Genomic DNA, 19,519 nt, shown 5'->3' with positions numbered 1-19,519 from the left:
ACCGTGTCATTCCCCGATGAAGACTTCGCGAAAGGCGGTGAGCACGATGTCCAGCGGCAGCTGCGGCTGGTCGAGGTAGCTCACCAGCTTGAACATCGCGTAGTTGCTGTGGATGGTGTCCTCGACCCACTCCGGGTTGTCGATGTCGATGTTGTGCTCGGTGTAGACCTGCGGATGCAGCACGCTTTGCAGGCTGCGCGGGGACAGGCCGTTGAAGCCGATCACCAGCCGCGAGCGGCCGTCGATCTCGGTGACCAGCAGCACCAGCTCGAAGTCGGCCTTGGCCAGGAACTGCGACACCATCTCGAGCCAGAAGGTGGCGATCAGCGAGCGGTCGACCGGATCGCGCGGCAGCGGCAGCGTGAGCCCCTTTTCCAGGTGAGACACCGCGCTGGCCATCACCGGCTGCAGCAGCAAACCCAGCGCCAGGATGGCGCGGCGCAGCGACACCTTGTGGCCGTCGAAGTTGAGCATCTGCTCGATGCGCAGCAGGCTGGTGTCGCGCGTGAACGCCGCATAGGTGGCGCGCGAGGCCGACTTCTTGAAGCCGGTTTCGATGGCCGGGTCGATGGCCTCGAACTTCTTCAGCTCGTTGTCCAGGTCGGTGCCGGCCGCCAGCGACTGCACCTGCACCGCCATGCGGTCCCAGTAGGGGCCGATGAGCATCGGCGCGCCGCGCATGAAGTCGAGCGCCTCGTCCACGTCCACCGAGGTGGCCGCCAGGAACGGGTAGCGGCGCGACGACTCGTCGCGGCTGGGGCGCACGTGCCCCGCAATGGCGACGCGGCTGCGCGAGCCCAGGCACACGAAGTGCATCGGCGCGGCGTTGTCGTAGATCAGCTTCCAGCGCGGGTCTTCCGACAGCATCTCCATGGTCTGCGACAGCCAGTGGTCGAACACCTTGATGAGCTGCGGGTTGTACAGGCCCTTCACGAAGTCGCCGCGTCCGGGCAACTTGCCGAAGTAGCACAGCTGTTGTGGCGCGCTCATTTGCCTGCTCCCCCTGCCTGCACCGGCGCCTGGGCCGGTGCCTGAACCGCTGCGGGTGCTGCTGCGCGCGGCACACCGATCTCCGCGACCGTCGACGGCAGCACCGTGCCGCGCAGGCCCTTGCCCTGCGGCGAATCGCCGCCCGAACCGGCCGACTGCGTGTTCTGGATCACGCGCAGCTTGACGGTCACGCTCGCGTTGTCGCGCGCCCATGTGAGCTCGAAGCTGCCATCGGGCAACTTGGTGCGTTGCGCCGTGCTGAGCAGGCGCTCCAGGCCGAAGTTGCCCGGCTCGTTGATCAGCTCGACCGTGCGCCCGTCGAAGGTCACGGCGGTGATCTTCGCGCCCGGCGTGCCCTGTGCGTTGGGCCAGACGAAGTTGGACCACTGCGGCGGCGTGTTGCGGTAGCGCAGCTGCTGGCCGTCGATTTCCACCATGTATTCCGTCAGGCCCGACACGGGCTGCGGCAGGATCTGGAACAGCGTCTGCGGCTGCGCGCTGCCGCCGGCACCGGCTGCGGCGCCACCCGACAGCGGTGCCACCCACTGCGCAAAACCGTTCACGAAGTCGGGGCTCAGCGTGAGGCCCTGGTCGCCCCAGGCGCGCGGCGACAGCAGGTCGCCGCGGCGGATCACCAGCGAGCCCAGCGTGGTCGTCACGAACTTGCCGATGGCGCCTTCAGGCCCGAAGAACTGCGCGATCTCCGCCGGCGAGGCTTCGATCTTCGCGCTGGCCGAGAACGGGTACTTGGTGGCCAGCGACTGCTGGAAGGGCTGGTGCACCTGCGCGCTCCAGATCTTGTTGACCTCCACCGCCGTCGGCTGCACCGTCACCGCGTAGGCCTGCAGCAGCGGCCGTACCAGCAGCGGGCGCAGCGCCTGGCGCTGTGCGGCGTCCATGCCGGTGAGCATCTGCTCGTCGACGTACTTGAGCGCGTCGGCCAGTTCGGAGCCGTTGCCTTCCAGCGTCTGCTGCATGAGCTGGCGCGCGCCCGGTCCGGGGTCGCCCTGGTTCTTGATCTGGTTGAAGCGCCCGCGCAGCTTGGACAGCGTGCCCAGGTAGCCGCGCAGCAGCGAGGTGTTGTCGCGCTCGACCACCAGGCGCGCCACACCCGCGAACTCGCGCCCGATCGGGCCCATCGGGATTTCCGTGGCGCCGCCGTTGAGGTCGACATTCACGTTCACCTGCGACGGCGTGGCGCGGCTGAAGAGGCGCTTGAACCAGTTGAAGGCGCCGGTGCGCGCCTGCTGCAGGCCCGCGTTGACCAGCGAGGGGTTGTCCCACGAGGTCTGGTCGTACACCGTGTCGAAGACCTTGCGGATCGGCGAGTTCTGCGGGTCGCCCAGCTGGTTCATCGCCACCACGGCCTGCTCGAAGCTGCCCATGTCCTTCACCGCGATGCCCTGCAGGAAGCGTTGCCACTCCTTGGCGTACTCCAGCTTGTACATGGTGGCCAGCGTCTTGCGGATCTGCTCCGGGCTGCCTTCGAGCGTCAGGTCGTCGTTGCCGGCGACGTTGAGCACCCAGTCCTTGCTCGATGTTTCCTTGTTCGCGGCATCGCGGATCGCGTCGTCCACGTACTGCTGCCAGGCCTCGCGCGTGAACGCGCCCGAGATGGCGACGCTGCCGGCGAGGGTGCCTTCGGCTTCGGCGCTGCTGGCCGTGGCCCCGAGGATGCGCGCCACGGTCATCGGCGCGAAGCGCGTGGAGGCGCGCGCCTTGATCTCGGCGTACACGCGTTCGCGCGCCGGCATGCCGCGCACCACGCGGCGCAGGTTGTCGCGCGTCTGCTCGACCAGCGCCAGGTTGGTGTCGGCCAGCGCGGGCCAGTTGTCGTCGCCCACGCGGCGCAGGTAGAAGGTGATCATGCGCTCGGCGTCACGGATGACCGCCGCGCGCGGCATGTCGCCGCGGTTGCTCTCGAGCCAGCCGCGCCAGAAGCGCGAGATCTGGTCGGTGAGGTGCGCCGTTTCCACCTGCCGCTTGTCGGACAGCATGAGGTAGGTCTTGAGCGCGTTGTAGGCGTCCTGCACGTCGGCCGGCGAGGAGCCGGCATACAGGCCGCCGCCTTCCGGCGCTGCGGCGGGTGCCGTGGTGGTCGTGGCACCGGCGACCGGCAACGGCGCGGGCGCCGTGCCGCCCGTCAGTGCGGCCACCGCGTCGGCGCGCTTCAGGCGGTCGGGGTGCGCGTTCACCTCGCGCAGGAAGGCCTGCAGGTTGTCGGACACCGGCGCGAGCATCAGCTGCTTCACGCCGCCGTAGTACTCGGCGACGAGCTTGTCTTCGAGCTGGTTGCCCTGGTACAGGCCCAGCGACAGCGACAGCGGCCGGTCGTTGCGGAATTTCTCGAGCTGCTCGATGCGGTCCTGCAGGATGCCCAGCGCCTCGAAGCGCGTGCGCAGGCCGTTGTCGCTGGCCTGCAGCTTGACCACCTTGTCCAGGTCGGCCTGCACGTTCTCCACCAGCTGCCGGTTGCCGAGGTACGACCAGGTCCAGCCGCCCAGCAGCAGGCCCAGCACCGCGACGAAGGCGAAGAAGCTCACGTAGCGCACGCGCGCCTTCACGGGGCTGGAGAACTGCCGCACCGTCTTCTTGTCGGCAAAGATCACCTTGGAGAACAGGTCGCGCAGGAAGAACCCGTTCTGCGAATAGATTTCCTTGGACTTGGTGGCCGCGTTGCTCAGCGTGAGACCGAAGCGCTTGGCGATGCGCTCGGTCGACAGGCTGCGCATCGTGCCTTCCTGCAAGGCGCTGGTGAAGTAGAAACCGCGGAACACCGGCTTGTGCTGGAACGGGTTGCTCTCGAACAGCGTGGCCAGGAAGGCGCGCAGCGCGGGCTTGATGGCCGCGAACTCGAGCGGGAAGATCAAGAGCTCAGGCGACGGGTCGCTGCTGCGGTGGTTCGCGAAGTGCGAGACGCTGATTTCCTTCAGGCCCATGTAGAGCTCGTCGAAGCGCTTGTCGAACAGCGCCACCGCGTCCTGCTTCTCGTCGCCGTCGTAGGGCAGCGAGGCGCCCCACACGCGGTCGCGCTCCATCTTGTCGCTGTCGCCGAAGAATTCCGCAAAGCCGGTGATCAGGTCGGCCTTGGTGAACATCACGTACACCGGCGCGAACACCTCCAGCCGCTCGGTGAGTTCCTGCATGCGCTGGCGCAGGTTCTTGGCGAGCTGGATCGCGAAGTCGGGCCGGCTGCCGATCAGCTCGGGAATGCTGGCCGTGATGATGATGCCGTTGATGGGCGCCTTCGGCCGGTACTTCTTGAGCAGGTCGAGGAAGCCGAACCACTCCTTGCGGTCTTCCTGGTGAATCGAGTAACGCCCCGCCGTGTCGAGCACGATGCCTTCGGTGGTGAAGAACCAGTCGCAGTTGCGCGTGCCGCCGATGCCCTGGATCACCGCGTTGCCCTTGTCGGCGAACGGGAACTGCAGGCCCGAGTTCAGGATGGCGCTGCTCTTGCCCGCCGCCGGGTTGCCGATGACCATGTACCAGGGCAGCTCGTACAGCGCCTCGCTGCCCGACATCTGGCCGATCTTCGAGGTCTTGATGGTCTTCACCGCCTCGACCATGCGCCCGCGCAGTTCGTCGATCTCGGCCTTGCGCTCGGGGTCGCTGTCGCGCACGGCGGCGTCGGCCTGGTCCTCGAGCATGTCGCCGAGCTTGCGGTTGGCCGCGCGCGTGCGCATGCGCCGCACGAACCACACCAGCAGCCACAACAGCAGCAGCACCACGAAGATGCCGACGGCCCAGATCGCGCCGACTTCGAGCGTCTGCGCCCCGAGCAGCAGGAACGCGCCGAGCGCGATGGCGCCGATCACCGACAAGGTGCGCGGATCGGCCAGGAAACTGAAGAATCGCCGCATAGAAGTTTCTGGAATCGGTCCTGTTTAAGTAGCGGGTGACGCGGGGCTCGCCGGGCCGGCCAACAAGGCCGTCCGCGCGAGCGCGTCCTGCACGGAAATGGCGAGCACATGCCGTGCATCGCGCGCGGCCAGGTGGCACGCGAGCACGACGGCGCTCATGTCGGCCGCGGCCCCCAGGTGACCCAGGGTGGCGCAGACAGAAAGGTTGTTTTCGAAGGGCACATGCGGCAGCCGCTCCTGCACGAGCTTGGCCACTTCGGTGACGCGGCTGGTGCGGTGGTCGGCGTCGCTCACGACCCAGTCGACCTGGGCGGTCTCGAGCGTCGAGGTGGCGAGCAGGTGCTGGGCGAAGCGATCGAGCAGGCTGGCATCGGGCGTGCGCGCGGTGTCGGCCGAGGCCTCGCGCTGACCGCTGGCGCTGCGCGACAGCCGCACGGCCTCGGCCGGTGCCAGCAGTGCATCGCCGGCACGCACGAGCAGCAGGCCCGCGGCGGCTTCGCCGGGCACGCGGCCCTTGCGGCGCGTGGCGGTGTACAGCAGGCCATCGGCCTCCCAGCGCGCGATGCTCGCTTCGGACACCGAAGAGTCGGCCGCCAGCGCGATCCACAGCGCGGGCCTTTGCTCGCGATGCAGCGACAGGCTGATGCGATCGAGCAGCGCCATCGCGGACACGCCGTCTTCGCTCTTGAAGCAGTCGACGTGCCAGCGCTGCGAGGCATCGCCTTCGCGCACGCGCTGCTGCACCCACTGCGTGGCGAGCACGCGTTCGCTCTCGCTCCATGCGCCCGGCAACAGCAGCGAGAGGTTCAGCTGCGGCGCCGCCGCCGGCCCCGGGATGACGCCGCCGCTGGACACGAAGCGCCCGGGCGCGCGCACCGAGAGCGCATCGCCGGCGTTGGCGATGGCTTCGGCCGCAGACGCCAGCAGCTCCTGCAGCACGTCGGACATCAGGTGGATGGCGCGCAGCCGGTCGTCGGGCAGCGCATCGACATCGAAAGCTTCGCCGGCCGGTTGCAGGCTTTCGCGCAGGTGCTCGCGCAGGTCGTTCTCGTCAATGCCGTCGACGCGGCCCGCGATAACGGGGAAGCCTTCGCCGTCACGCAGTTCGGGAACGATCTCTGGCGTCTGCGCCTGGCCGATCGCCGTGGCCACCGTGTCGGCATCGCTGCCGCGCGGCGTGCGAAGGGCGAAGGCGAGCACGGCCATCTGCAGGCGCTCTTGCGAAGCCTCCGTTGCCGCGGCATTCGATGAGGCGGCGGCGCCTGCGGCCACTGCTGTCCCAGCTGCGGGCAATGCGGCAGCGGGCGCGGCCGTGAAGATGCGGCGCAGCACCACATAGAAGAGCATCAACGCCAGCGGCAGCACGACAAGGTAGAGCACGATGTCGCTCGTGCTCGGCATGCGCGCCGTGTACTGCCAGTAGACGATCACGAGCACCCACACTGTGATGAACACGGCGCAGGCCAGCAGCACGGGCTTGATCAGTCGCGACAGCATCCGGAGTTTTCGAACGCCTGGGTCACGCGATGACGATGGCCCACGCGGTCGCGTGACCGCATGCCATGCCTGCAGCCGAAGAAGGGCGCACCGCCGTCATTCGGACGCGGAAGCGATCTGGCTGGACAGCAGCCTGCAACCGCAGGCCGCCCGGTCGCCGTGGCGCGCCACGCGACGGCCATCGATCGACACGCAGTCGCTGCCCGTCACGATGGGGTTGATGCCATGGCCGGGCCGCGGGCACGACACCATGTCGCCGATGCGCGCCACGCGCCGTTCATCGATGTGCGTGTTTTCGGATGCGGTGATCACGAAGCCACCGTGGTCGGTCTTGTCATGCAGAACGATCCACGGGCGGTCGTTGTCCGCCTCGGGTTGATCCTCACCCATTTGAACTCTCCCCCTTGATTGCCTCGTGGTGTGCCGGTGCGACAGATGTCGTCTCGGCATTCAGTTGCGTGACAATTTAAATCCCGGCTTGCGGTACTCCACGTGACCGTAGTCCCTGAAGGACCATCGACCACCCCACACCAAGCCCACGGACTCGGCCGCTTCGCCATAGAGGCGATAGCCTTCCATGGCCCATGGATCTTTTTCAGAGATCACCAGCTTGCCATTGCGATAGAACGCGTTGTCTGCCGCAAGTCCATACTGATGATAGCTTTGATTGGCCTTCGCCATGGTCACTGTATTGCCCAATGCAGCGAGTTTGGCTTGTCGTTCGGGGCTGCGATAACCCTCGAGCAATGCGAGGTCGTAGCCGTGCTTTTCTTTCATGATCTTGTAGACGAGCAGCAAACGATTACGAAAGTCCACATCGAGAACAGCCCAGTCCCGACTGCCTTCTTTCGTGAGCGGACGAATCTGCTCGACCTCTGCCGTCGCAAACACCTCGGGCGGCAACGGCTGCGGCGGCACCAGCTGCTCGCCTTTGAGCAAGGCCTCGATCTTCGGGTCGCTTGTGGCGGCCCAGTCATCGAAGAACAGAACCCGGCCACTTCCGAAAGTCACACTTAACAACACCGGCACGATAAGCAGACCCATGCCCGACAGCAACAAGTAGCGATGCCTTACGGCAAAAGTACGCACTCCTGAGCCGCTGTCACGCATCAACTGAAAACTTGCTTCGGACACAAAACCAAGACGGCGTCCTATTCCAATAAAAAAGAATGCAATAGCAGTAGAAATGGAGACCGTCGCTCGCAACACACGGTCACGAAAAGAAGGGAACAAGAAGATGGCAAGTGCTGCCACCATCAAGGCAAAATAACAAAAGAGAGTGAAGAAGATCAACGGTGTTCAATGAGAGCCACTCAATTGTATGAGTCGCTTAAAAATTTGAACCCATCGCACGCAGCACCTTGTTGCATCCCAATTGCGATATCGCGTTGATCACGCCACATAAAGCCGAGGGGAGAAATCACATGCCCGCAGCCAGCCGGACCACCCATCCATGATGGGCGCGCCAGACGCCCACAAGGACCGACCGAGCCTGCTCGGTTCGAACGCACCCACCGCGGCCACATCGACCGCCGCGCCCGGCGGCGAATCCACGCGGGTGCTCGCACAGTTCGGTGGCCGCGAGAGCGGCGCGCGCTCCTTCTTCGCACGGCCCGGCGTGTGGGCTTCGCTCGCGGTGCTGCTCGGTGTAGCGGGTGCCACGACCTACCACCTGCAATCGAAGCGCGCGGATGCGGCAACGACGACCGTGGCGGCAATAGCGCCTGCGCCGGTTGCAGCGCCTGTCGCCAAGGAACCACCGAAGCCCGAAGCGCCCGTTGCCGCCGCGGCACCGGAGCCCACGCCCGCACGCATCATCGAAGGCGACAGCACGCCGCCGCCGGGACCACAGCAGCAACAGCAGGCCTCCACGCCGTTCGCAGCCATCGGTGCGCAGCCCATGGCCGTGCCGCCGGCCGCGAAGCCTGCGCGCGTTGCAGCGGCAACATCCCCCGCGAAGAAGGCAGGCGCCGACAGCAAGGCCAGCGCCGTTGCCGCAAAGAAACCGGAGCGCATCGCGTCGGGCTCGAAGAAGCCCGTGCGCACGGCCGCGAACGGCAAGCCGGTCAAGACCGCTGCCAACACCAGCAAGGCAACGAAGCCCGCCGCGCGCACCGACCTCGCGCAGACGGCAGCACGGCCGAAGGGGCCCGATCCCGACACCGACCTGCTGACCGCGCTGCTCAAGCGCAGCAAGACCTCCGACCCCGCACCGTCGGCGCAGGCCACTGCCGCAACGGCGGACTGCAAGCCGGGCGCACCTTGCAAACCTTGAGCATCCGAACCTGAGCGAATTCCCGATGCCTTCCGCTGACCGCAGCGCCCTGTGGGCCGAGCTGAGCCAGACGGCGCGGCTGTATCGCCTCGAAGCGCCGAGTGCTTCGTCGTCCTCCAACAGTGCCGCGCGCGAGAGCATCGACGCCTTGCGCGTGGAAGGCTGGGTGCAGCGCGAAGCGGTGTCGCAGCTGTTCGAGCTGCGCATCGTGTGCCTGAGCTTGCGCGCGGACCTGGCGCTTTCATCGCTGATCGACCAGCCGCTGACGTTGGTCACCGTGCTGGCCGACGGCTCCGTGGGCCGACGCACCGGCCTGATCCGCGCCGTCGAATCGCTGGGCGCCGATGGCGGCCTGGCCCGCTACCGCCTCACGCTCGTGCCCTGGCTCTGGCTGGCCACCCAGCAGGGGCGCAGCCAGGTCTTCCAGCAGCGCAGCGTCGCCGACATCATCGAGCGCGTGCTCGCCCCGTACGCCGAAGCCGGCAGCTGGGCCTTCTCCTCCGAAGTGAACAGCTTCCTGGCCGACGCCCCCGTTCGCACCTACTGCACCCAGTACCGAGAGAGCGACTACGACTTCTTCTCGCGCCTGCTGGCCGAAGAAGGCCTGGCCTGGCGCATCGAGGAAGACGCCCAGGCCCCGACGGGCCACAAGCTCGTGATCTTCTCGTCCAACGACACCCAGCCCGCCGATGCGGGCTCGCCCGTTCGCTTTCACCGCAAGAGCTCGCAAGAACGCAGCGACGCCGTGCAGGCGCTGGTGCGGCGCATGCGCCAGTCGGTGGCCCAGGTGCATTTGAGCGCCTGGAACGTCGACGGCAAGCGCCAGCTCACAGGCAGCGCACCCGCACGTTTTCCGGTCGGTGGCAAGAACGCCCCGCGGCTGGAGTACGACGACGTGCTGGGCCTGAACGACCGCAGCCGCGGTTGGGACACCAACCGTACGCTGGAGCGCTATGCGGCCCTGATGATGGAAGCGGCCGAATGCCGCGCCGACCTGATGCTGGGCCACAGCACCGTGCGCACCCTGCGCGCGGGCACCCGCATTGAGATCGACGACGCGCCCGCGCTGGGCTTGCAGGCCAGGCCTGCGCTGCTGCTGGACACGGTCGAGCATGTGGGCATCAACAACCTGCCCAAGGACACGGCCGCATCAATTGCGGCGCAGCTGGGCGAGCTGACGGAACACCTCGTGTTCGACCAACCGTGTGCTCCCGTGACGGCCGAGGCCGATGTGTTCGGACTGGTGTCTGCAGCAGTGGCAACGAGCCACGACAACAGCCTCTACCCGCAGCCCCAGAGCCTGGTCACCGCGCAAGCCCAGGGCTACGCCAACAGCTTCTCCGGCGTGCACGCCCCACGCCCCTGGCGCCCCGCCCTGGCCGCGGCCGACGGAGCCCGCCTGCACGCCAGGCCCACCGCCAGCGGCGTGCACAGTGCCATCGTGGTCGGGCCTTCGGGCGAGACCTCGCCCAATGGCGCCGACGAGCTGTACTGCAACGACCGCGGCGACGTGCGCGTGCGCTTCCACTGGCAGAACGGATCGAGTGACAACGGCAACAGCGGCAGCAATGGAGACAACGCCCAGGACAACCGCAGCACCCGCTGGATCCGCGTGGCCCAACGCCAGGCCGGCCCCGGCATGGGCTGGCAGTGGCTGCCGCGCATCGGGCAGGAAGTGCTGGTCAAGTTCGTCGACCTCGATGTGGACCAGCCCGTCATCGTCGGCGCGCTGTACAACGGACGCGGTGACGGCGGCATCGCCCCCACGCCCGGCGGTGCGTCACGCGACAGCGAACAGGGCAGCAACGACACCAACGACGTCTTCGCCCAGGCGAGCAATGCCTCGCCCAGCGCCCAGGCCAACCTCGCGGCCGGCCATGCCCCGCCCTGGCACGGCGCCAGCGCCGACGACAAGGGCCACCGCAATGCAGCGGCCCTGAGCGGCTTCAAGACCAAGGAGTTCGGCGGCGAGGGCTTCAGCCAATTGGTGTTTGACGATTCGAACCAGCAGCTGCGCGTGCAGCTGCACGCCAGCACCGCCCACAGCCAGCTGAACCTGGGCCACCTGATCCACCAGGCCGACAACTTCCGCGGCAGCTTCCGAGGCCAGGGCTTGGAGCTGCGCACCGACGGCTATGCGGCCCTGCGCGGCGGCAAGGGCGTCTTGCTGAGCACGTACCACGGCGCAGGCGGCCAGAAGCTGGAGCCCGTGGGCGACTTCGCCGCCGGCATGGCGCTGCTCAAGCAGGTGCAGCAGCTGGGCCAGGCCCTGAGCGATGCGGCCAAGACCCACGAGACCGTGCAGATGGCAGGGCACATCGGGGCCAGCAAGGCCAACGAATCCCAATTGGACAAGGAGCGCTCGCCCTACGCCGCGATGGAGCGCACCGCCAGCGGCATGGTCGCTGCGGATGCGCTCGATGCCGCCTACGCGGACGCCGCAGACAAGGCCATCGCCACCGGCGAAGGCAAGGTGCCACACACGAGCGATGCCGTGATCGCACTGGCCGCACGCGGCGGCCTGGCGATGGTGGCGGGCCAGCAGCTGCAGGTCGTCAGCGGCGAGACCGCCACGCTGGCCAGCGGCGGCGACATCAACCTGGCGCTGGCCGACGTGCTGCGCGTGCACAGCGGGCAAGCCATCGGGGTGCTGGCCGGTGCGCAGAAAGCCGATGCCGACACGGGCCTGTCGGTCATCGCGGGCAACGACGACCTGGACTTCCAGGCGCAGCACGACGAGTTGCGCGTGCAGGCCAAGGAGGCCCTGAAGATCGCCAGCACCGACCAGACGGTGGAGTTCGCAGCCAAGAAGAAGATCCGCATCGCGACGGCGCAGGGCGCGTCGATCACGCTGCAGGATGGGGACATCACTTTCGAGTGTCCGGGGAAGATCACTTATCACGCGGCGCAGCGGAAGTTGGCGGGGCCGACAAGCTCGCCGTATGGGCTGCCGCTGTTCCCGCAGAGCATCTGCATCGAGTGCATGCTGAAGGCGGCACAAAGCGGAGCCCCCTTCTCCGCCTTGCAGTGAGCGTGGCGTTGGAATTCGCGACCGATCCGATCGACCCCCTCCACCTTGCCCATGCCGTGCAAGCGATGGTCGACGCCCAACCGTCATCCGTCGGCCTCTGGTTGCTGGTCGATGCGGCCTTGCTCGACCCGGCGCGCCTCGCATCGGTGCTGCGCCGCAACGAGTGGTCGCACGTCAATGCGCTGGCCAACACACCGTTGGAGGCCTATGGCGCAAGGGGACCGCAGCTGCTGGAGCTGCCACTGGACGACGAGGTGCGCACCGAGGGCTTGCGGCGCCTCGCCACGATCGACCCGGCGGCGCCCGCATTCAGCTGGATCGCCTCCAGCCACGCCGCTGCGGATTTGCAGGCCTGCTTCGGCTACCTTGCGCAGGCGCGGCACGACGGCTTGAAGCTGCACTGCCGCATGGGCGATGTGCGCGTGCTTCCGACGCTGCTTGCCACGCTGGCCGAGCCACAGGCACGGCGCGTGGCGCGGGCCATCTCGCAATGGCAGTGGTTCGATCGCAGTGGTGCCGTGGTCGGCAACTGGCTTGCTGCTGATGGGAAGGACGATGTGGCCGATGTCCGCGACCATCTTGAGCTCGATGCATCGCAATTCGCGACGCTCCTGGATGCCTCGGAAGCCGACGGCATCTTTGCGCAGTTGCTCGAGACGGTGTCGCAGCTGGTGCCGCAGACCGGTCGGGCAGCGTTTCATCAGCGGCTCCAGCGCGCCCTCGCGGTTGCCACGCGTCTGCACGTGGCAGGCAACCCGGACCGGCTGCAGTTCGTGGTGCTCTCGCTGACCTGCGGCGATGACTTTTATCAGCATCCCGATCTGTCGGACACATGGAAGGCCGTCGCACAAGGCACCAGCCTGTCGGGCCTGATGAAGGGCTGGAGCGACGAACTGTGGAAGGCGTTGGAGGGTAAGGCTTCATGAAGCGCTTTGCTCTCTTGGTTCTTTGCGCGTTGGCGTTGTTGGGGGCTTGCAGCAGCAAGAAGCCGGCGGCTGAAAGCTACAGCGCCAGTCTCAGCCCCTACAACCACACAGAGGACTACATCCATCAGTTCTATGTGGACGGAGCGGGTGGCGGCAACTCGAGTCCGTACGGAGGCGGCGGCAGTTTCGTGTGCTGCATCTCTGCTCCAGCTCAATGGCGTCCCGGGCTCAGCGCGACGGTGAAATGGACGACATCGAGCGGAATTCCTGGCGACAAGCGCCCCGAAGCCATCACGCCCCGCTGGCACGAGAGGGTCGTTCCGATCGATCGATATGACGTGCCGGGTGGTCTGATGAACGTGCACTTCTTGCCGAACAACGAAGTGCGGCTGGTCATCTCCAACATGAGGGCCGGCGCCAAGGGCTACCCTGGCCCCGCCTATCCGGTGAAGCCGCCGGATTGGAAATGGTGAGCCCGAGGCGAACAAGAGATTCGACAAGAGTCCGGGAGGAACAACCTATGAACGTATGGAAAGGCTACACGCCATGAAACGTACTACGACCCTGACGCTGTGTGCACTGGCACTGCTGACGCTGCCACTGGTGGCTTGCAGCAGCAAGAAGCCGGCGGCCGAAAGCTACAGCGCCAACATCAGCGCCTACAACCACACGGAGGACTACATCCACGAGTTCTATGTGGATGGGGCCGGCGGCGGTAACTCATACCCTTACGGTGGCGGCGGCAGCTTTGTGTGCTGCATCTCCTATCCCGCCAAATGGCGCCCCGGCCTCACTGCAACAGTGAAATGGACGACCTCGAGCGGAATCCCGGGCGACAAGCGCCCCGAGGCCATCAAGCCCCGTTGGCATGAGAAGGTTGTCCCGATCGATAGATATGACATCCCAGGCAGCACGCTCAACGTGCATTTCCTTGCCGGTGGCGATGTTCGACTGGTCATCTCCAGCAAAGGCTCCGGCGCCAAGGATTACCCCGGCCCAGCCTACCCGGTGAAGCCTCCAAGCTGGAAATGGTGAGTCGGTGCGAACACGTATTTATTCCTTCTGAAAGATCCCGGGGGAGCAACACATGGAAAAATTTGACGAAGGCTGGTACGAAGTCAGCGTTGACGCCAACACCCGTGACAAGCGCTATCTCTACTTCAAGACCGCCGAGCTTTGCACGGCCGAGTGCATCGTCAAGGAAACGGGGCTGCAGATACTGGTGTGGTCGGACGACGCGGGTAGGGCCATCAAGTGTTTGCCAAGTTACAAGTGGACAGCCAATGCGCCACAAGGCGACTGGTGGGACAACGACCCGGGCGGCAAGAACTACCAGCCCAGTCTGCCTGGCGACCACTCGCGCGCCGACCGGACTCTGACTGCACGCGAACTGTGTCAGCGCGCGGCCAGCGCCGACCCGAGCAAGGCCGATGCACTGAGTTGCGCCAAAGAGATTCATGTGGGCCTGTTTTTCGACGGCACCAACAACAACCTGATCCGCGACTCGCGCGACCAAAGCCACACGAACGTGGTGAGTCTCTTCAACGCGCACAAAGACGACAAGGTCGAGAATTTTCGCTACTACATACCCGGCGTCGGCACGCACTTCCCCGAGATCGGAGAGATCAAGGAATTGGACAACGGCAAGCGCTTCGGCAGCGGTGGCGAAGCGCGCATCCATTGGGCTTTGATTCAGGTCTACAACGCACTGCACCGGGCATATCACACGTCCGACCTTGTCCAGCCGGACGAGATGAAAGACCTCTGTGTCAATCAACTGAAGACCTGGTGGCGCTTGGGCGACTCCCTGATGGTCAGCACCTTCAGGGGCATTCAAGAGCGCCTGCTGAAAGCCATCAAGGACCAGCGGCCGCGCGTGACCAAGATGCATCTTTCGGTCTTCGGCTTCTCGCGCGGCGCGGCCGAAGCGCGTGCCTTTTGCCAGTGGATCCAGTTGGTCGCCGAGAACATGACGATCGGCGAAGCGGCGCTGGAACTTCACTTCCTGGGCATCTTCGACACCGTGGCATCTGTCGGGCTGGCCGATTCATCGCCCGTCGGCCAGGGCTTCCAGGACTGGGCCGACGGCACCATGGACATCCACGGCGTCAACCAGACCGTTCACTACGTGGCGGCACACGAAATACGCCAGTCGTTTCCGCTGTCCACGGCACGCATCAGAGCCACGAACTACCCGCCGAACACCAAGGAGTTCGTCTATCCGGGGGCTCACTCTGACCTGGGCGGAGGCTACCCGTCGAAGTCCCAAGGCAAGGGTGTCGAGGGACGAACCGCATTGCTCTCGCAGATTCCCTTGATGGACATGTATTTCGAGGCACTGACTGCGGGCGTTCGATTGCGCAGCAAGGCTGAAATGCCCGGCCAGGTCAGCGGCGATTTCGAGGTCAACCCAGCACTCGACAAGGCCTTCAGCGACTACGCAGCCTGGACCACGACGGAGGAAAAGCAGAACGTCGCCAACGGCGGGGAGCCCGTGCAAAACCGCATGCGCTATCACATGGAACTGTATTGGCGCTGGCGTGCCTCCAAGAGCGACGAAGCCACCTTCAAGGCCATGGCGAGTTACGAAGCCTCCAACAAGCAGGACCGACAGGATCTCTGGGAATCGGAACTCGACTGGCGTGAAGACGTCAAGGCCGCCCAGACGGCCAACCAGCCCCAACGGGTGTTCGTTCCCAGAGCGGGCGTCTACGTTGACCAGCCGCCCCGCGCCAACGAGGTGGAAAAGCGCCTGCTGCTCGCCGTCGCTGCCGCCAAGGATGTTCCGCAAGCCGCCAACGACTTCTTCGACAAGTATGTCCACGACTCGCACGGCGGGTTCTGGATGCTCGGCCCCATCACGAAGGAGAACCGCGAGGACTTCGTGGCCGCCATCAAGCAAAAGAAGGCCACGCACGACCGGTTGCTGAAGGAAGCAGAAGCACAAGGCAACCCGGGCCGTGCAGGAAACATCCGCAATCAGGCTCGCGCCTATGAACTCAACAGTTTCGAGCGCCGCGTGATCGCACAGGATGCAAAAGAACCGGGAACGCTGCCTCTGATGACGGATGCAGATGCGGAAGATCTGCGGGACAACGCGGGTACGGCCGCGACGCTCGCATTGAAGCTCCTGGGCACCGCCAGCCGCCGCGAACCGCGCGGCCACGGCCGCTACCGGCGCGTGTTCGACAAGAGCTGAAGAAGCCCGCAGCAGGTTCCGTCATCACCTCGCAGAACCTGCAACAGTCAGCTGCCTGTCCATCGCCGCCCGGTGACGCCGGATCCAAATGAATCCGATCGCCCTCATCCTGATCCTCGGCACCCTGCCATCGGTGGTGTGCACGCTCTTCCTGATCGGCCATCGCGCACGCCCCCGTCCGTCGTGGGCACCTCGCTTGAAGAAGGCCTGGCTGTTCGTGCTCGTGCTGGCTGGCACCGCGTTGCTCTACCTCGGTGCGCGCTATGTACTTGTCGATGCACGCGATGCAGGCGCACGTCTCGAGACCTACATGGCCGCCGTGACGTTCGCGCCTTGCATCGTTTCAGGATTCGTCGCCCTGCTCCTCAAGCCTTGACGGCCGCCCTCATTCACCCGATGCGCGCAATCGCCGTCCCAGCCGCCACATAGCCCCCCGCCGCCGCCGCGAACACGATGCGCCCCGCGCGATGCGCGACCACCTGCATCTCCATCTTCATCGCCTCCATCACCGCGATCACCGCCCCTTCGGCGACCTCGTCGCCGTCCGCGACTTTCCAGCCTTGCAGCGTGCCCGACACCGGCGCAGTCACGGCGGCGGCATCCGCTGCAGCGGCGTTCGCAACGACGCCAGGCGCAGCAGCACCACCACCCGCCGACGCCAACCCGCGCAGCAACTCCGCCGGCAGTCCCAGCGACATGCGCCGCCCATCGATCTCGATGGCCGTGCGGTGCAGCGAGGCGTCCGGCAACGGATCGGGCCGCATGCCTGCCGCTTCGTCGTTCGCAAAGTCGGTCTCGATCCAGCGGGTGTGGACCTTGAAGGCGTCTTCGGACACGAAGTCGGGGTGCGCCATCACCGCGCGGTGAAACGGAAGCACCGTGGCCAGGCCTTCGATGCGGAATTCCTTGAGCGCGCGACGCGCGCGTGCGATGGCCTGGGCGCGCGTGGCGCCGGTGACGATGAGCTTGGCCATCAGCGAATCGAAGGTGCCGGGCACCTGCGAACCGGCGTCCACGCCGGTGTCCACGCGCACGCCCGGGCCCGAGGGGGCGTCGAACACGTGGACAGGGCCGGGCGTCGGCAGGAAGCCGCGGCCCACGTCTTCGGCGTTGATGCGGAATTCGAAGGAGTGGCCGCGCGGTGCGGGCGTTTCCTTGACGGACAGCGGCAGGCCTTCGGCGATGCGCAGCTGCTCGATGACGAGGTCGATGCCGGTGGTCTCCTCGGTCACGGGGTGCTCGACCTGCAGGCGCGTGTTGACCTCGAGGAAGGAAATCGCGCCGCTCGCGCTCAGCATGAACTCGACGGTGCCGGCGCCGGTGTAGCCGGCGGCCGCGCAGATGTCGCGCGCCGACTGGTGGATGCGCTCGCGCTGTGCGTCGCTCAGGAACGGCGCGGGCGCTTCTTCGACCAGCTTCTGGTTGCGCCGCTGCAGCGAGCAGTCGCGCGTGCCGAGCACGACGACGTTGCCGTGCGTGTCGGCGACGACCTGCGCTTCGACGTGGCGCGGGCGGTCGAGGAACTGCTCGACGTAGCACTCGCCGCGGCCGAAGGCGGTGATGGCTTCGCGCACGGCCGATTCGTAGAGGCCTTCGACCTCGTCGAGCCGCCACGCGACCTTGATGCCGCGCCCGCCGCCGCCGAAGGCCGCCTTGATGGCGATCGGCAGGCCGTGCTGTTCGGCAAAGGCGAGCACCTCGCCCGCGTTGCTGACCGGGTCGGCCGTGCCCGCGACGAGCGGCGCGCCAACCTTCAGTGCAAGCTTGCGGGCCTGCACCTTGTCGCCCAGCGTGGCGATGGCCGAGGGCGAAGGGCCGATCCACGTCAGGCCGGCGTCGATCACGGCCTGCGCGAAGGCCGCGCTTTCCGAAAGGAAGCCGTAGCCAGGGTGCACGGCGTCGGCGCCGCTGCGCTTGGCGATGGCCAGCAGCTTGGGAATGTTCAGGTAGGTGTCGGCGGGGCGGTGGCCGTCCAGGCCGTAGGCCTCGTCGGCGTGGCGCACGTGCAGCGCATTGAGGTCGGGATCGGCGTAGACGGCAACCGACTGCACGCCGTGGTCGGCGCAGGCGCGCGCGATGCGCACGGCGATTTCGCCGCGGTTGGCGATCAGGACTTTTTTCATCGCAGGACTCTCGATCTCAAATCAAAGTTCGATGGCGCCGTGGCCGGCCATCGGTTGGAAGCGGACGCGGGCGTTCACGGGGATCTGCCCCGCACGGTCCAGGTGGTGGGTGGCGACCGACGCGATCACGGGGTAGCCGCCGGTGAGCGGGTGGTCGGCCAGGAACAGCACGGGCTGGCCGCTGGGCGGCACCTGGATCGAACCGCGCGCCGTGCCCTCGCTGGGCAGCTCGGCGGTGTTGGCACGCACCAGCGGCGCTTCGCCGTTCAGGCGGATGCCGACGCGGTTCGACTGCGGCGTCACCACCCACGGCTGGCTGCACAGGCGCTCGACGGCGTCGGCGGTGAACCAGTCGGTGCGCGGGCCGAGCACGATGTCGAGCACGACTTCTTCCTGCACAGTGGGCAGGTCGATGGGCGGCACTTCGGTGGCGCCGACGACGGCGCCGGTGGCGACGCTACGCACCGGCAGTACATCGCCCGCCACCACGGCGGGCGGGCCGATGCGGGCCAGCGTGTCGGTCGCGCAGCTGCCGAGCACGGGCGCCACGGCAAAGCCGCCGCGCACGGCCAGGTAGCTGCGGATGCCGGCGACGGGCTCGCCGACAGTGACGGTGTCGCCGTCGGCCAGCGCGACGGGCTGGTAGCGCGGCAACGGCCATTGCGCGCCGTCGGCACGGGTCAGCGTGAGCGGGCCGTCGGCGCCAGTGACAGCGATCACTGCGTTGCCGCGGCAGACGAACTGGAAGCCGCCGTAGGCGAGTTCGAGGCAGGCCACGTCCGACGCATTGCCGACCAGTCGATTGGCCGCCTGCAGCGAGCGCTGGTCCATCGCACCGGAGGCGGACACGCCCTGCCGCGCCTGGCCATGGCGACCGCCGTCCTGCCACAGCGCCTGCAGGCCAGCGGCGCGAACTTCGAACGCGCTGCCGCCTTCAACGGCCGCAGGCGCGGGCGCCGCGACAACTTGCGCGACCACAGGCAGTGCCACCTTCAACGACGAGGCATCGACGAAGCGCACCGCATCGCCCGGCTGCAGCAGCGCCGGCGTTTCGCGCGACAGGTCCCACATGGGCGTGTCGGTCACGCCGATGATCTGCCAGCCGCCGGGGCTGGCCTGCGGGTACACGCCGCTGAAGCTGCCCGCGAGGCCGACCGCGCCGGCCGGGATGCGGGTGCGCGGCACCGCGCGGCGCGGCACGTTCAGGCTGGGGTGGCCGCCGCTCAGGTAGGCGAAGCCGGGTGCGAAGCCGGTGAAGGCGACGGTGTAGTCGCTGCCGGTGTGGCGGCGCACCAGCTCTTCGGGCGTGATGCCGAGCAGGCCGGCCACTTCGGCGATGTCTTCGCCGTCGTAGCGCACGGGAATCTCGATGCGCTTGTCGATGCGCGTCTCGCGGGCGTCGAGCTTTCGCTGGCGCACGGCGTGTGCCAGTGCGGCCGCCGGCAGCACGGCGGGGCGGAAGGTGATGAGGATGGTGCGCGCGGCGGGCACCAGCTCGTCGATTCCGGCGATGGGCTCCGCGCGCAGCGAGGCCAGCAGCGCGAGGGTCTGCGCCAGGTCGTCGAGCTCGACCAGCACGGCATTCAGGTTGACGCGAAGAAAGCGCATCGAGGCC

Annotated in this window: 14 protein-coding genes; 7 read left to right on the top strand and 7 right to left on the bottom strand. The window is 66.9% G+C overall.

Annotation, left to right across the window (positions count from 1 at the left end):
- Window positions 1-6: 6 nt before the first annotated feature.
- The 5 genes from tagF to AC1RAA_RS20725 all read right to left on the bottom strand — a co-directional run bounded on the left by tagF (window position 7) and on the right by AC1RAA_RS20725 (window position 7,643).
- Window positions 7-990, bottom strand: coding sequence for a type VI secretion system-associated protein TagF (tagF, locus tag AC1RAA_RS20745; RefSeq protein WP_095950376.1), 984 nt, complete (start codon window positions 988-990; stop codon window positions 7-9).
- Entirely contained in the window at window positions 987-4,853 is a 3,867-nt protein-coding gene (gene tssM / locus AC1RAA_RS20740; RefSeq protein ID WP_070062956.1) for a type VI secretion system membrane subunit TssM, read from the bottom strand. Before tssM ends, tagF begins: the two co-directional genes overlap by 4 nt.
- Window positions 4,854-4,877: 24 nt before the next feature.
- Window positions 4,878-6,350, bottom strand: coding sequence for a hypothetical protein (locus AC1RAA_RS20735; RefSeq protein WP_492730377.1), 1,473 nt, complete (start codon window positions 6,348-6,350; stop codon window positions 4,878-4,880).
- A gap of 96 nt (window positions 6,351-6,446) precedes the next feature.
- Window positions 6,447-6,740 carry a PAAR domain-containing protein gene (locus tag AC1RAA_RS20730; protein WP_062481115.1) on the bottom strand — a complete coding sequence of 98 codons (294 nt, stop codon included), beginning with the start codon at window positions 6,738-6,740 and terminating at the stop codon, window positions 6,447-6,449.
- Window positions 6,741-6,800: 60 nt separating this feature from the next.
- Window positions 6,801-7,643, bottom strand: a complete 843-nt coding sequence (locus tag AC1RAA_RS20725; protein ID WP_370681903.1) for a M15 family metallopeptidase — start codon at window positions 7,641-7,643, stop codon at window positions 6,801-6,803.
- A 160-nt stretch (window positions 7,644-7,803) separates the two neighbouring features.
- On the opposite strand from AC1RAA_RS20725, the gene AC1RAA_RS20720 reads away from it, so the two are divergent.
- The 7 genes from AC1RAA_RS20720 (at window position 7,804) to AC1RAA_RS20690 (ending at window position 16,157) form a co-directional block, all read left to right on the top strand.
- Window positions 7,804-8,625: a hypothetical protein gene (locus tag AC1RAA_RS20720; protein WP_492730375.1), complete on the top strand. Its 822-nt coding sequence runs from the start codon at window positions 7,804-7,806 to the stop codon at window positions 8,623-8,625.
- 25 nt (window positions 8,626-8,650) lie between these two features.
- On the top strand, window positions 8,651-11,656 hold the full coding sequence (locus AC1RAA_RS20715; RefSeq protein ID WP_492730373.1) for a type VI secretion system Vgr family protein: 3,006 nt from the start codon (window positions 8,651-8,653) through the stop codon (window positions 11,654-11,656).
- Between the two features lie 8 nt (window positions 11,657-11,664).
- Window positions 11,665-12,582, top strand: coding sequence for a DUF4123 domain-containing protein (locus AC1RAA_RS20710; RefSeq protein WP_492730371.1), 918 nt, complete (start codon window positions 11,665-11,667; stop codon window positions 12,580-12,582).
- Window positions 12,579-13,055 carry a DUF3304 domain-containing protein gene (locus AC1RAA_RS20705; protein WP_492730369.1) on the top strand — a complete coding sequence of 159 codons (477 nt, stop codon included), beginning with the start codon at window positions 12,579-12,581 and terminating at the stop codon, window positions 13,053-13,055. Before AC1RAA_RS20710 ends, AC1RAA_RS20705 begins: the two co-directional genes overlap by 4 nt.
- 73 nt (window positions 13,056-13,128) lie before the next feature.
- Window positions 13,129-13,617, top strand: coding sequence for a DUF3304 domain-containing protein (locus tag AC1RAA_RS20700; protein ID WP_492730367.1), 489 nt, complete (start codon window positions 13,129-13,131; stop codon window positions 13,615-13,617).
- Window positions 13,618-13,669: 52 nt separating this feature from the next.
- Complete coding sequence (locus AC1RAA_RS20695; RefSeq protein ID WP_492730365.1) at window positions 13,670-15,781, top strand: T6SS phospholipase effector Tle1-like catalytic domain-containing protein; 2,112 nt, start codon at window positions 13,670-13,672, stop codon at window positions 15,779-15,781.
- An 88-nt stretch (window positions 15,782-15,869) separates the two neighbouring features.
- A complete protein-coding gene (locus AC1RAA_RS20690; protein WP_159274870.1) occupies window positions 15,870-16,157 on the top strand; it encodes a hypothetical protein in 288 nt (95 codons plus the stop codon).
- Between the two features lie 13 nt (window positions 16,158-16,170).
- Here AC1RAA_RS20690 and AC1RAA_RS20685 read toward each other — a convergent pair whose 3' ends face one another.
- Both AC1RAA_RS20685 and AC1RAA_RS20680 read right to left on the bottom strand, forming a co-directional pair.
- Entirely contained in the window at window positions 16,171-17,904 is a 1,734-nt protein-coding gene (locus AC1RAA_RS20685; RefSeq protein WP_492730363.1) for an acetyl/propionyl/methylcrotonyl-CoA carboxylase subunit alpha, read from the bottom strand.
- A gap of 21 nt (window positions 17,905-17,925) precedes the next feature.
- Window positions 17,926-19,512 carry a 5-oxoprolinase subunit B/C family protein gene (locus AC1RAA_RS20680; RefSeq protein ID WP_492730589.1) on the bottom strand — a complete coding sequence of 529 codons (1,587 nt, stop codon included), beginning with the start codon at window positions 19,510-19,512 and terminating at the stop codon, window positions 17,926-17,928.
- Window positions 19,513-19,519: the final 7 nt, after the last annotated feature.

The organism is Variovorax sp. GW823-FHT04F07 (assembly GCF_058795995.1).
Note: the sequence above shows the minus strand (reverse complement) of the source record. Positions and strands in the feature narration are given on the sequence as shown.

Bases quoted from the DNA above. Each gene is read 5' to 3' on its own strand.
- AC1RAA_RS20730 (WP_062481115.1), bottom strand. From the start codon at position 6,740: ATGGGTGAGGATCAACCCGAGGCGGACAACGACCGCCCGTGGATCGTT.
- AC1RAA_RS20680 (WP_492730589.1), bottom strand. From the start codon at position 19,512: ATGCGCTTTCTTCGCGTCAACCTGAATGCCGTGCTGGTCGAGCTCGAC.
- AC1RAA_RS20720 (WP_492730375.1), top strand. From the start codon at position 7,804: ATGATGGGCGCGCCAGACGCCCACAAGGACCGACCGAGCCTGCTCGGT.
- AC1RAA_RS20700 (WP_492730367.1), top strand. From the start codon at position 13,129: ATGAAACGTACTACGACCCTGACGCTGTGTGCACTGGCACTGCTGACG.
- AC1RAA_RS20685 (WP_492730363.1), bottom strand. From the start codon at position 17,904: ATGAAAAAAGTCCTGATCGCCAACCGCGGCGAAATCGCCGTGCGCATC.
- tssM (WP_070062956.1), bottom strand. From the start codon at position 4,853: ATGCGGCGATTCTTCAGTTTCCTGGCCGATCCGCGCACCTTGTCGGTG.
- AC1RAA_RS20705 (WP_492730369.1), top strand. From the start codon at position 12,579: ATGAAGCGCTTTGCTCTCTTGGTTCTTTGCGCGTTGGCGTTGTTGGGG.
- AC1RAA_RS20690 (WP_159274870.1), top strand. From the start codon at position 15,870: ATGAATCCGATCGCCCTCATCCTGATCCTCGGCACCCTGCCATCGGTG.
- AC1RAA_RS20715 (WP_492730373.1), top strand. From the start codon at position 8,651: ATGCCTTCCGCTGACCGCAGCGCCCTGTGGGCCGAGCTGAGCCAGACG.
- AC1RAA_RS20735 (WP_492730377.1), bottom strand. From the start codon at position 6,350: ATGCTGTCGCGACTGATCAAGCCCGTGCTGCTGGCCTGCGCCGTGTTC.
- AC1RAA_RS20695 (WP_492730365.1), top strand. From the start codon at position 13,670: ATGGAAAAATTTGACGAAGGCTGGTACGAAGTCAGCGTTGACGCCAAC.
- tagF (WP_095950376.1), bottom strand. From the start codon at position 990: ATGAGCGCGCCACAACAGCTGTGCTACTTCGGCAAGTTGCCCGGACGC.